The organism is Bacteroidales bacterium (genome assembly GCA_012519055.1).
In the GTDB taxonomy this organism is placed as follows: domain Bacteria; phylum Bacteroidota; class Bacteroidia; order Bacteroidales; family Salinivirgaceae; genus JAAYQU01.
The window spans coordinates 1-14,462 of sequence record JAAYQU010000005.1; the positions used below are offsets into that span (position 1 = coordinate 1).

Genomic DNA, 14,462 nt, shown 5'->3' on the forward strand with positions numbered 1-14,462 from the left:
TATGAGTTTTCCAAATAATAGTCTTTAACACTGCCCGTAGCTCCACCAGTAGTGTATCCCACCTCATTGAATAGAGCATTAAATTCAGCTTGAGTTTTTACAAAAGGTCTATCGGTATATCCAATTAGTATGCATATTAATTTACGGTCTCCAGTCGTTGGGAATGCTCTACTTGACTTTTCCTCTTCGGCTTTTCTAATTGCAATTGCCTGTTGTACGATTGACATTTGGCTTTCGCTATAGAACATTTTTGTTTCTAAAGTCGATAAAAACAGTTGTTCAGCTTGCGATCTTAATTCGGGGTTGTGTGCAATCACTTCTGATAAAACTAAATCGCCATAGGAATCTTTTACCATATAAACGTAGTCTCCAATAGCATTGCGTTTTATTGTATAGTCATCTGTAGTTCTTGCCCAGCTAAAATACTCATCTCCATACAGATAATAATTTAAAGTTGTGCCATCTGACTGAGTTTGCTGTATTATACCCGGATATGCAGGCACAGCCTTTAGTGTACTGAGAGTCGATACTCCAACAAATGTCAAGAGTAACAGTTTAATTAATCGTTGCATAATTATATTAGTTATTTGTTTTTATATTTTTAAAATCGCTCGTAAATATACTTTAATTTTACATCTTTTCAATGTTGCTGCGTAAGATACCGCAATTTTTAAACCATATTGGAATTTGTCATGATTAAAAAGCAGATAAGGTCAAAAATAGAGACAAAACACATTCTGTCCATAGCGTACAATATTTGCAAATCCGTTAAATAAGTGTTCTACAACAATATAGCACAAAAAAAGGGGATCATATCGTTTTAAAATAACCCCCTTTATTATTTTCTCAATACATTTGGTTATTGCTTAATAAACTTGTGTGTAGTAGTGTTATTAACTCCTATTATTCTTACAAAATAAGAACCTGAACTTAACATTTCAACATCCATATTAGTAGTAACATCCTCAGTTTTCATTGTACTGATTAATGCCCCACTACTGTTGTATAGTTCAATAACAACTTCGTTGCTATTGTTGCGCTCAATTGTCAATGTGTTTCCAACCGGATTAGGATAAAGTCGTACGTAACTATCAACAAATCCGCCAATGCCTGGAATCATCGATAAATTAACTGTCTGATCGGCATTATCAACAACTAATGATCCTTCTACATCATTATATCCTGACTTAACAGCTTTGTAAGTGTAACTTCCGTTAACTAACTGTGCTATAGCATTACCTTGAGCATTAGTCGTCAATACTTTACCATCAACAAGAATTGTTACTCCTTGCAATGGTGCTCCATCGTGATCTACATGGAAAGTAATTGCAAATGGAGCTAGTTCCATACTAACAGCTTCATTAACCTCAGCATTAAATACCTCAAATGAACCTGTAACGTCAGCGTATCCTAATTTCGTTACTGTATAGGTGTACTCACCATTAGCCAAGTTAATTGTTGCTACTCCCGAAGCATCAGTTGTAATCTCTTGGCTATTAACAGTTACTACAGCACCTTCAAGAGGTTGCTCGTCACATGTTACAGTAAATGTTACTGCAAAATCTGGTGGATAAACTGTAATAGGATTTGAATAAACTATTGAAGATGAGCCTGCAGTATATACTGACTGAACACCTATAGTATGATCACCAACAGGTATATCGGTAACTGTGTATTGGTTTTCTGTTAAACCTGAAGCAACTTCCTGATCATTTAGATATACTTTATACCCTACAAAATCTTTAGAGTCGTTAGATTTAGAACCTCCAATAAAGATGTCATCAATCATTAGAACGAACGAGTCATCTGATACGCAATTAATAGCTAGGTAAACATCCTGTCCTGCATATGCATCTAAATTATATGTGTATTGTGTCCATGCATCAGGTGGTGCAACATAGCCTGATCCTGTTATGAACGTAAAGTCAGCAGGTTCTGTACCTGTTGTCGAAACACCTATTTTAAAACGATCTGGTCCATAAGAAACTGTTAAGGATCTTGCCCAGAAAGAGAAGTTCATTCCAGGAAGGATTGACACCTGATGTGTAATTAACCAGTCGTTATTTGGACCCGATGTCGCAGCAAAACAGGCTAAATATTTACTTCCACTGTGTGGAGTCCAATTGTCTGATAATGCCGGAGTAGCACCGGATGGATTAAATACAATATATGAACCAGTATAACCACTGTTCGGGAATGTAACGTTTTGAATTCCATATGATGGTGAACCATCTACGTCAACAAGAGTATAATTACCAATATTTGCAATTATGAAATCTTCGTAACTTTCAATGCTGTCAACAAAACTCTCTGGATAAGTGTTCCAAGTTACTAATGCTTGATTATTATTAACAACTGCAGCTGTTACGTTGAATGGAGGTTCAATTTCAAAATTAGCTGTTATAGTTTCAGTTGCTACAACAACATGTAAATATGTTGCTGATGTAGACAGAACTTCGTTTGCTTCATTTGTCCAGTTTACAAATGAATAATCAGCATTTGGAGTTGCCACTAACTCAATTTCTGTTCCCTGAAGATATTCTCCTCCTCCTGAAACAGTACCACCTTCAGTCGGATTAGCTACCAATGTAACTGTACTCTTTTGACCAATAATAATCTCGTCAACAAAAATGTTGGTTCCCCAGTCGCTTGTGGCTAAAAAAACAACGTAAGAGAGGTTTGAAACATATTCTGCTGGTATTTCAAAATCATAATCGTACCAGCCTTGCTCAGTAACAACTGGTTCGTAATCTGTATATCTATAAATAGTACCTAACAGGGTTCCACCTGTTGTGTCTGGCGATGTATTTGCATAAACATCAACTCTGTCATGTGCATTAGAATATGTACTATAGTTGTCTCGAAACATTTTAAATCCAACACTATAATTTCCTGTGCCCATATTTAAACGACGAGTTACAAGGGTACCTTGATTACCAGAACTTATACTAAAACAATTATATCTTATCATACCTACACCAAATGGATCACATGAGGGATTTGTACCATTTGTAACTCTATCCCATGGACGAGTGCCTAAGCTTAGCCAACCTAGTGGTGGAAACAGATCCTCATCAAATGTTTCAATAAATGGGAATTGTGTAACTGTTAGATCAATTGCATTACCATTTATCGCTATAGTTTTAGAACCTGCAGTACTGTTAACATTTATTGTTGCTGTTTTTTCTCCAACTGTAGTTGGATTAAATACCACAGTAAAGGTTGCTGTTTCGCCAAGACCTAAAGTATCAGGATTTTCAATAGTTGTTAAAGTAAATAGATCTGCATTTGTTCCCGTAATTGTAATATCCGATGGATTAACTATAAGTTCTCCTGCTCCGATATTTTGAATTGTAAAGGTTTGTGGAGCAGATGACATATCAATATGTGTATCCGGGAAAGTAAAAGTATCAGGTGTAACTTCTAAAATCGGTGGAGCAAGAGTCATCGTTACATCAACGGTCATATCTGTAGTTGTAACAACAAGTGACACGTCATTTTGTGGGTTGTAACCAACAGCAGTAACAGAGTAAGTGTAGTTACCGGCAGCTGTATATATTTCAGCTAACCCTGACGCATTACTTTCGGCTGTTCCAATAACAGTTTCTCCCTGCTTAACTGTTACAGTAGCACCTTCAATAGGATTTGTTCCATCTGAAACATTAAAAGCAACAATAGTTTTTGGAGTTAAGTCCATTCTTAAGCTTATATGACCAAAACCTAATATCTTAGCACTAAATTTTGCAGGATTAGCTTCATTATTAGCTCTAAGAATATAGCCATGTTCTGCATTGTCATATGCTATAGCAATATTAGTAGTAGTGGTCTGTTTCATAGCCAAAACATATAATCCTTGCTGAATGACAGTAGGACGAACCGGAATATTCATAGTTTGACCTGCTTGCGATTGATCACGCTGATATGTATCTGTTTGAAATATGGGAGGATTTTGAACATTCAAATCAGCAGTACTATCCACCCTATATAACGCTAACTGATATGAAGCCGTTGCTTCGGAAAGTAAAGCTGGCCACACAAATTGAACTCCAGTTACAGTTGCTGCGCTTTCAATTGCGTATAGATTACCAAAAGTTATTCTTGAAGAAGATCCAACTCCATTTTCGGCAAACACACCTACATCACGTGCATAGATATAATCGTTTACCGAGAAATTAAAGCTATCGGTATTGTCGGTTGGATCGGCATCTGCAGCATAATCAGCAGTATGCGTATATGAGTAATCACCAACTGGTAAGGTTGTTGCATCAAAAGGCGTAGCTGCCGAGACAGTTTGAGTTGCACCATAGTTTAGCCCTGTCAAAACATCTGTCGTGGTAAACACCGTTTCGTTACTTGCATTTTTAACAGCTGCTATTACGTTAACATTTTCTGTAAGATCTACACCTTTATTTGTAACAATTGTATTAAGAGTTAACGCGCTATTTAGCTGAGATAAAGGTATCAACCTATAATCTTTATTACCTCCTGTAACTGCAAGGTTTGTTGGAGGTATATAAACTTCTGGTCCAACAAAATCATCAACATACAGATAGTACGCATTTAATGAAGTTGCTTGAACAGCAAAATAGACCGTATCACCATGATATGCACTCAAGCTGTACGCAAAAGTTTGAGCAGCTGATGTTGTAGAAATAGGACCAGCAAGCTGGGTAAAATCTTCCTTGTTATTACCTGTATTTGATACCCACACATAGAATTCTTCTGGGTAAGAGGATCTGTGCTTTGCACTAAATGAAATGCTGTCATTTCCTGCTACAGGCAATAAAGGAGGAGTAATTAGCCAGTCATCATGTGCAACACTACTATGGTACCTAATACCGGCACTGGCGGTACCTGATATAATATAAGAATCCGCAAATCTATCCCAGGTATAAGTATCGCCATCATTAATAACTTTCCATCCAATTGGAGGAAAATCAGTACCTTCAAAACCTTCGTTTAAAGCTCCTCTTACAGAAGAGTTTTCAACAATTTGGCTTGTGCTAAAGTCGGATAAATCAATAACCGTTTTTTCGTTAATATCCATAAAGAGCTCTTTTTCTGGAGCTTTTTGTCCCATTGACCATGTTACTGTCAATATCGACAAAAGGACTAAAAGTAAATTTTTCTTCATAAGTGTAAGTTTTAATTAAACAAAATATTATTTCTAAATTCTAATATCCAGCTAAGATAATGAAATAAATTAGAATATTAAATATCTAACAAAATAAAAATTTGTAAAATAATTAGCAATTATTAACTAACTGACTAAAAATCAGTAAAAATACCACTTTATAATATCTCTATTTTAAAATGGAAATAACAACGGTAGTACAAAAATCATAATTATCATTAAAATTGTTTGTAATGGAAGTCCCACTTTAACATAATCCATAAACTTATATCTACCTGCCGACATAACTAAGGCATTGGGTGGAGTGGAAAATGGACTTGCAAAACACATACTGGCGGCTACCGTTACCGCAAAAAGGAAAGGATATGGGCTTACACCCAATGTTAGAGCTGTTTGCATGGCAATAGGTGCAAAAAGCACAGCTGTAGCTGTATTGCTAATAAACATAGTTAAAAACGATGTTGCTAAATATATTCCCGCCATAACCAACACAGGACCGTAGGGATTAAGAGCGCCCACAATCCCGCCCGAGATAGCCGCAGAGGCTCCTGTCTTTTCCATAGCAATAGCAAGCGGAATCATAGCTGCAAAAAGAAAAATACTCTCCCAATTAATAGTGCGGTAAGCTGCTTCTACGTTTCTGAAACATCCTGTAAGAATCATAGCCAACGCAGCCAACAGAGTTGCAATAACGGGTTCGAGGATGTTAAAAGACATAGTTATTACCATCAAAATCATTATTGTAGCAGCTATAGGTGCTTTGTGGTCAAGCAGAACTTTAGACGCTTCCGTTTCGGGCTGTCCAACTACAACAATATCAGATTCCTCGCGATTCAGTCTGGCTATATCTCTCCAGTCGCCTTGTACAAGCAACACGTCGCCGGATTGTATAACCACATCTTTGATATTTTTATAAATAAAGCTGTCTCTGCGTCTGATACTTAGTACGTTTACATAGTAGTTTTTCCTAAATCCAGTCTCTCTTACACTTTTGTTAACATGCTTTGAGTTGGACATAACAACTACTTCGGCAATTCCAATTTCACTAAATTTAAATTTCCCCGAGAAAATGGGACGCTGTTTTTCTCGTGCATCTACAAAGCGAAGATTGTAGTCGAGAACGAATTTTTGGACATTCTCAAAATTACCGAAAATATACAGATAATCACCATCTTCAATAATACTTTCAGGCCTAGCCATTTTTTGCTCATCTATATGATTAAATGGTCTTCTTTTGTTATAAGAAGGCAACTTTCTTATTTCAATGACAGATATATCATACTCTTGAGTTACAGTAAGTTCGTTGAGTTTTTTATTAAGTATAGATGTGTCTTTTAACACCTCTACGCGAAAAAGATTTTCAGCTATCTGATATTCGTTTATAAGTTGCTGCGGTGATTTTACTCCGCTTTCGTCATCTCCTCTTTTATTTTTTCTATCTGTTTTATCAAGAACTTTGGTTAGAAACCACATGGAACCAACTCCTACGACTACCGTAATAATTCCCACCGGAGTAAATGAAAAGAAAGATAATGGTTCAAAACCGTTTTCTGCTAATGTGTTGCTAATAATCATGTTGGGAGGTGTACCTATCAGTGTCATCATTCCTCCCATGCTGCTGGCAAAAGCCATAGGCATTAGCAAACGACGAGAGTTCACCTCAGCCATTTTTGCCATGCTGATAACAACTGGCATTAGCAACGCCACGGTACCAGTATTGCTTACAAATGACCCAAAAAGAGCCGTGACAAGCATAATAAGAAAAAATATTTTTATTTTGCTTTTACCTGCAAATTGCAGTAGGTACGTGCTCACTGATTTAGCCAATCCTGTCTGAAAAATGGCTCCACCGACTATAAACAGAGCCACCATCATGATAACAATAGGATTTGAAAAACCTGTAAGCGCCTCAGATGGCGTGAGAATCCCCAGCAATACGAGTGATACCAGGGAACATAGCGCAACAATATCGGATCGAATTTTCCCCCAGACGAATAGTGCGGCTGTAATAAAGAGGACGATAAAAACTGTGGACATAATAGTAACGTAGGTGTGTTTAAAAATTCTTATACAAACTTAAGGGTTTATTTTCAATTAACAATTAGCAATTATTAATAAACAATTAGAACACGGATAACACTGATGTGACGGATTAAATATATATTTTTTTATCTGTGAAAATCTGTTTAATCCCTTTTTTCTGTGTGCTATTGTGCAATAAATTAAAATAAAATTACTATATTTAACTGCCGTTCAGTGCAAAAAAGGATATTTTATTCTTAAAACAAACTGTTATATAACATATATTTATATAAACATTTATGTATCTGTGCATTATGATTTATATTTATGAATATATACGGCACTGTTTTTGTTATTTGTCCAATTCAAAATAATAAAATGAACATTTACCTTTATTTTTTGCCAAAAAAATCTTAAATTCGCTGTGAATTTTTAAAACATATTAATTAACAATAACATAAAAATTAAAAGACATGAGAAAACACATTTTCAATGCAGGACCTTGCAAATTGCCAGATGTAACATTAAAGAACACTTCAAAAGCTATTCTTGAGCTAGAAAGCTGTGGTCAATCAATTATGGAAGTATCACATAGAAGCAAAGACTTCCAAGCAGTAATGGACGAAACTGTTGCTTTATTCAAAGAGGTTTTGAACATTCCTGAAAATTACCATGTTCTGTTTTTAGGCGGTGGCGCAAGCACTCAATTTGCAATGATACCATTCAACTTCCTGAAAAAGAAAGCTGCTTATGTTAACAGCGGTGTTTGGTCAACAACAGCCATTAAAGAGGCTAAATTATTTGGAGAGGTTGAAATAATTGCTTCATCAGAAGACAAAAATCACACCTACTATCCAAAAGGATTCAAAATTCCTAAAGATGTAGATTACTTGCATATTACAAGCAATAACACTATATATGGTACTGAAATTTTCGAAGATCTCGACAGCCCGGTACCCCTTATTGCAGATATGTCATCAGATATTTTGAGCCGTCCATTAAACGTTTCAAAATACTCTCTAATTTATGGTGGAGCACAGAAAAACCTTGGACCCGCAGGCGTGACATTTGTTATTATAAAAGACGAATTGATGCAGAAAGTTGTTGCTGACAGACCAATTCCTACAATGCTTAAATATGAAACACACATCAAAAAAGGTTCAATGCACAACACACCTCCTTGCGTTAACATCTTTGCACTACGCGAAACATTGAAATGGATTAAAGCTAACGGTGGCGTAAAAGCAATGGAAAAACTTGCAAAAGAGCGCGCTGATTTGCTTTATGCTGAAATTGACAGAAATAAAATGTTTACAGCTCCGGTTGAAAAAGGTTCTCGTTCAAGAATGAACATTGTTTTCACAATCAAACCTGAATACAAAGAGTTTGAAGAAGAGTTTTTAAAATTATGTGCAAGCAAAAACATTGTAGGTGTTAAAGGACACCGCAACGTTGGAGGATTCCGAGCATCAACCTATAATGCATGTACAATTGAAGATGTAAAAGCTTTAATTGCTGCAATGCAAGAGTTTGAAAAACAAAAAGCATAACATAATTATTTAAGGGTTGGATATGTATTGTCCAACCCTTAATATTAAAACAAACCACAATGCTCAGGAAGATTTGCCAAAAACCATGTTGGCATTTTTTGTGATTATGAGCAGGTAACTTAACATGGTACTTTTTATTAAAAATCAATCATTAACTATTAATTCAAAATATTATGACTAAAGTATTAGTAGCAACTGAAAAACCATTTGCAAAAGTTGCAGTTGACGGAATTAGAAAAATTGTCGAAGATGCTGGATTTACCCTTGCTCTTCTTGAAAACTATAAAAGCCAAGACGACTTAATTAAAGCTGTAGCTGACGCTGACGCTTTAATAGTTCGTAGCGATAAAGTTACAAAAGAGGTTGTTGATGCAGCCAAAAAACTTAAAATTGTTGTACGCGCAGGTGCAGGATATGACAACTTAGACCTAGCTGCATGTACAGCAAAAGGAGTTGTAGCAATGAACACTCCCGGACAAAACTCAAATGCTGTTGCCGAACTTGCTTTTCAAATGATGCTTTTCCACGCACGTAAAGGTTTCGCAGGAGCTTCCGGCACAGAACTTAGAGGTAAAACTCTTGGTATTCAAGCATATGGTAATATCGGAAGATATATGGCAAAAATAGCTCAAGGTTTTGGCATGAATATTATATCATTCTCACGTAGCGTATCAGCCGAACAAATGAAAGCAGACGGCGTTACAAAAGTTAATACTCTTGAAGAGTTGTACAAAAAAGCCCAATATGTGTCAACTCATATACCTGCAAACGATCAAACCAAAAAATCAATTAATTATGGTCTATTATCGTTAATGCCTAAAAATGCTGTTTTAATCAACACTGCACGTAAAGAGATTATCAACGAAGAGGATTTGTTGAAACTTATGAATGAGCGTTCAGACTTTTCTTACCTAACTGACGTAGCACCTGATGCACACGATAAGTTTAAAAAATTCGAAGGAAGATATATCGCTACAGAAAAGAAAATGGGAGCGCAAACAGCAGAAGCAAATATTAATGCAGGATTAGCAGCTGCAAATCAAATTGTTAACTTTATTAAAAAAGGAGACAAAACTTTCCAAGTAAACAAATAATTTTGTAAAGTTAAACAACTAATAACGAAGGATTTAAATTATGAGAATAAAACCATTCCAAGGAGTACGCCCTCCAAAAGAATTAGCTAAAGAGGTTGCAGCACGTCCATACGACGTAATGAACTCTAAAGAAGCCAAAAAGGAAGCTGGCGAAAAATCATTATTACATATTACCAGACCCGAAATTGATTTTGACCCCTTTATTGATGAACACTCACAAGAAGCTTATGATAAGGCTGTTGAAAACTATAAAAAGTGGAAGAAAAATGGTTGGTTAGTAAAAGATAGTAAAGAGAAATACTATATCTACGCTCAAACCATGGACGGAAGAACACAGTACGGTTTAGTTGCAGCTTGCCATTTCGAAGATTATATGGACGGCAAAATATTGAAACACGAGCTTACACGAGTTGACAAAGAGGAAGACAGAATGATTCACGTTCGTAACCAAAATGCCAATATCGAACCTGTTTTCTTCTCGTACCGTGCTGTAAAAGAGATGGACGATCTTGTAAGCAATTTTGTTAAAAACAACAAGCCTGTTTACGATTTTGTTGCAGAAGACGGTTTTGGACATATTTTCTGGGTAGTTGACGATACAGCAACAATTAATAAAATTACCGAAATATTTTCAAAAATACCTGCTCTTTACGTAGCAGACGGACATCACAGAACTGCGGCTGCTGCACGTGTTGGTCAAGAGAAAAAGAAAAATAATCCAAAACACACTGGAAAAGAAGAGTACAACTACTTTTTGGCAGTTATTTTCCCTGATAATCAGCTGAAAATTATCGACTATAACCGTGTTGTAAAAGATTTAAACGGCTTGACAACTCAACAGTTTATCGAGAAACTAAAAGTTGATTTTGAAGTTAAAGAGATGGGTACAGAAATTTACAAACCAAACAAACTTCACAACTTTAGTATGTATATTGATGGGAAATGGTACTCGTTAACAGCTAAGCCCGGTACTTATAACGATAACGATCCTATTGGAGTTTTAGACGTTACCGTTTTATCTAATTTAATATTAGACAAAATATTAGGTATCAAAGATTTAAGAACATCAAATAGAGTTGATTTTGTAGGTGGTATCCGCGGTTTAGGTGAGCTTAAAAAACGTGTTGATAGTGGCGAAATGAAAGCTGCTTTTGCTCTATACGCAGTGACAATGAAACAGTTAATTGACATTGCTGATACAGGCAACATTATGCCTCCAAAAACTACATGGTTTGAACCTAAACTACGTAGTGGCTTAGTAATACACGAATTAGAATAAACTTTTTCATAAAAAAGGGCGATAACAGAAAACTGATTATCGCCCTTTTTTCTGTGTCGTAAACAGGCTCACTTTACATTGCCTCAATTGACTTGGTCAACCAAATAACAATATTTTCCAGATTATCATACTCTATTTTGTCTGGTGTATCCTTGGAGGTGTGATAATCATCATGCAGACCTGTGTATAAGACAACTGCTGGTATATCTTTTTTATAAAAATTGAAGTGATCGGAAGAGAAAAAATAGATAATTCTTGAAACCAAAGGCACTCTCTTTACTGTTCGCAAACCTTCAACTTTCTGCGATTTCATCGGTTTTTTCATAAACTTGGTGCCGCTGCCCATAAACTGCACATATACATATTTACCATTAAATTTATTTGGATTTGGTCGCCCAATCATATCCATATTTATCATGCCTTTTACATTTTTTGGCATCTCTTTACTATCAGCAAAGTAGTTAGAACCCAACAAGCCAAGCTCCTCTGCACTAAAAGCGACAAACATTAGATTATAATCTAACTTTTCATCTAAATTGGCAATATTTTTTGCTAAAACCATAAGTGCCGCAGTACCTGAAGCATTATCGTCCGCACCATGATTAATATTTTTTCCTCTTATCCCAAGGTGATCGTAATGTGCACCGACAATCAACCAAGGACTGTCAGCACTTTTCCCTTGAACAACAGATATAACGTTCTCTGTCTCTTTTACATTTCTTTCTAATTGACCCGAAACTGATAGTCTTAAGCTATTGACAAAGTTTAACTCTTTTTTGCCTTTTTGGATTTCTGGTTCGACTGCTATATTACGTTCTAAAATTTCATTATATGAAAGCAGTAGAAATTCTCTGGAATCTGCGTGGGAGAATCGTTCTGTCAACAGATTAACTGTTTGTAAATACGGTCGAATTGTTTTAATAAACATTGCATCTAACGTTGAGTCTTTCAATACATAATTATCATTGTTAAGTACTGATTGGTAGCTGTAGTATAAATCATCTGGTAACAAAACTAATATAGGATTGCCCTTTGGTGATAAGGTGTCAGCAAAATTTCTTAGTTTTCTATCGCTTTCTGTAATAACAACTGTCGCGGAATTGAAATAAAACTCTCTTGTCTGATTTACAGATTTGAAAGCATATGCCTTATTAACTTTTAAAGAATCTTCACCTATAATTGTATATACTACTGTATTCTGTTTAAATTCAATTAAACTAAAATGTTGCATATAGTCAATGGAGTCATAATTGCGATTAAAATTTTGCACCCCATTGTTTTTAAAATAGTTAGCTATATATCCTGCTGCATGTTTTTGTCCTATATCACAAGTACCCCTGCCTCTTAATTCGGGTGAAGAAAGATGATAGACTATCTCTTTTAACTCCTCTTTATATTGACAACTTGCTCTGAATGGCAACAGAGCCGCAATCAACACTGCATAATAAAGTAACGTTGTCTTCATTTATGTTTTTTTATAAAAAATTAATACTGGTTTGCTGTTTAATCCTTCGTAAATAAATGCTGTATGACAATCATTATGCATTTATATCTCAATAAACTTTAAGTCGATATCATCTATGACGATAACAACTCAAATTTGTTACATTTTACGCAAAATTATTATATATCTGCCATTAATTTTCTATACCTGAAGCGCTCTTCGGCTTTGTCTCCAAGACGTTGTCTCTTATTTTCGATATACTCAGAGTAACTGCCCTCAAAAAAGTACCAATTTGCCGGGCTTTCCCATGCCAAAATATGTGTGGCAACTCTATCAAGAAACCAACGGTCATGTGATATTACTACTGCACATCCTGCAAAATTCTCTAAGCCCTCCTCTAATGCTCTTAAAGTATTAATATCTAAGTCGTTAGTAGGCTCGTCCAACAAAAGTACATTTCCTTCAGATTTTAACGCCAACGCTAATTGTAGGCGATTTCTTTCGCCTCCTGACAGTGTTCCGCACTTTTTTTGCTGGTCTGCACCTGTAAAATTAAATCGTGAAATGTAGGCTCTTGCATTTATTTCACGTCCGCCCAACGTCATTAGCTCATCACCGCCACTTATTATTTCATAGATAGTTTTTTCCGGGTCTAACACTTCATGCAACTGATCGACATACGCCAGTTTTACCGTTTCGCCAACATCAAATGTGCCTGAGTCCGGTTTTTCCAATCCCATAATCATTCTGAAGAGAGTGGTTTTTCCTGCACCATTTGGTCCTATTATTCCTACAATACCTGCCGGTGGTAGCTGAAAACTCAATCCATCGAACAGCTTATTGTTTCCGTATGCTTTTACTAAGTTGTTGGAATATATCACTTTATCCCCTAAACGTGGACCGTTGGGGATCATGATTTCGAGTTTGTCGATTTTCTCTTTAACGTCCTCATTAAGCATTTTATCGTATGCCGAAAGTCGTGCTTTGCTTTTTGCATGGCGAGCCTTTGGCGACATACGTACCCACTCCAACTCCCTTTCCAGTGTTTTACGACGTTTGCTGTCCGATTTCTCTTCTTGCTCTAAACGTTTTGTTTTTTGTTCAAGCCACGAGCTGTAATTGCCTTTCCATGGTATTCCCTCTCCCCTATCAAGTTCTAAAATCCAACCTGCTACATTATCAAGAAAATATCTATCGTGAGTAATTGCTATTACAGTTCCTTTATATTGCTGTAAATGAGCTTCAATCCATTGAACTGTTTGAGCATCAAGGTGGTTTGTAGGTTCATCGAGCAATAAAATATCGGGGTTCTGCAACAGCAATCTACAAAGCGCAACCCTGCGCCGCTCGCCTCCTGAAAGATGTTTTATAAGAGCATCTTCGGGCGGACATTGCAATGCATCCATTGCACGTTCGAGCATACTGTCGATTTCCCAACCACCTGCGGCATCAATAAGGTCAGTCAATTCACCTTGTCGTGCGATTAGTGCATTCATTTGGTCATCATCCATGGGTTCCATAAACTTATTGTTTACCTCCTCATACTCTTTCAAGATGTCAACTATCGACTGAACACCCTCCTCAACTATCTGACGGACAGTTTTTTCATCATCTAACACAGGATCTTGCGGCAAATAACCAACTGAATATCCCGGAGAAAAAACCACATTACCATCATAGTTTTTATCCTCGCCTGCGATAATGCGAAGTAGTGTTGACTTTCCCGAACCGTTAAGCCCAATAATTCCAATTTTTGCTCCGTAAAAGAATGAGAGATATATATTGTTTAATATTCGTTTTTGGGGAGGCACTGTTTTGCCTACTCCTACCATTGAAAAGATTATTTTTTTGTCGTCGCTCATCTGTTTTATTTTTATAAATCAAATCCATTAATAAAAATGGGTTCTATATTTTTGCAAATAGGCTATTCCCTCAATTA

General features: G+C 36.1%; 8 protein-coding genes. 3 read left to right on the forward strand and 5 right to left on the reverse strand.

The annotated features are described in order from the left end of the window. From GX311_00865 to GX311_00875, 3 genes are all read right to left on the reverse strand, one after another. On the reverse strand, nucleotides 1–572 hold a 572-nt coding region (locus tag GX311_00865; GenBank protein NLK14929.1), incomplete at its 3' end, for a hypothetical protein. 287 nt (nucleotides 573–859) lie between these two features. Beyond that, complete coding sequence (locus GX311_00870; GenBank protein NLK14930.1) at nucleotides 860–5,134, reverse strand: choice-of-anchor D domain-containing protein; 4,275 nt, start codon at nucleotides 5,132–5,134, stop codon at nucleotides 860–862. A 174-nt stretch (nucleotides 5,135–5,308) separates the two neighbouring features. Beyond that, nucleotides 5,309–7,171, reverse strand: a complete 1,863-nt coding sequence (locus GX311_00875; protein NLK14931.1) for an SLC13 family permease — start codon at nucleotides 7,169–7,171, stop codon at nucleotides 5,309–5,311. A gap of 458 nt (nucleotides 7,172–7,629) precedes the next feature. Between GX311_00875 and serC the strand changes: the two genes are divergently transcribed. The 3 genes from serC (at nucleotide 7,630) to GX311_00890 (ending at nucleotide 11,079) form a co-directional block, all read left to right on the forward strand. Further along, on the forward strand, nucleotides 7,630–8,706 hold the full coding sequence (gene serC, locus GX311_00880) for a 3-phosphoserine/phosphohydroxythreonine transaminase (GenBank protein ID NLK14932.1): 1,077 nt from the start codon (nucleotides 7,630–7,632) through the stop codon (nucleotides 8,704–8,706). A 173-nt stretch (nucleotides 8,707–8,879) separates the two neighbouring features. After that, nucleotides 8,880–9,800, forward strand: a complete 921-nt coding sequence (locus tag GX311_00885; GenBank protein ID NLK14933.1) for a 3-phosphoglycerate dehydrogenase — start codon at nucleotides 8,880–8,882, stop codon at nucleotides 9,798–9,800. A 37-nt stretch (nucleotides 9,801–9,837) separates the two neighbouring features. Further along, nucleotides 9,838–11,079 (forward strand): DUF1015 domain-containing protein, encoded by a 1,242-nt coding sequence (locus GX311_00890; GenBank protein ID NLK14934.1) that lies wholly within the window; start codon nucleotides 9,838–9,840, stop codon nucleotides 11,077–11,079. Nucleotides 11,080–11,152: 73 nt separating this feature from the next. On the opposite strand, the gene GX311_00895 is transcribed toward GX311_00890, so the two are convergent. Both GX311_00895 and ettA read right to left on the reverse strand, forming a co-directional pair. Then, nucleotides 11,153–12,544, reverse strand: a complete 1,392-nt coding sequence (locus GX311_00895) for a M28 family peptidase (GenBank protein NLK14935.1) — start codon at nucleotides 12,542–12,544, stop codon at nucleotides 11,153–11,155. Nucleotides 12,545–12,702: 158 nt separating this feature from the next. Next, nucleotides 12,703–14,385: an energy-dependent translational throttle protein EttA gene (ettA, locus tag GX311_00900; GenBank protein NLK14936.1), complete on the reverse strand. Its 1,683-nt coding sequence runs from the start codon at nucleotides 14,383–14,385 to the stop codon at nucleotides 12,703–12,705. Nucleotides 14,386–14,462: the final 77 nt, after the last annotated feature.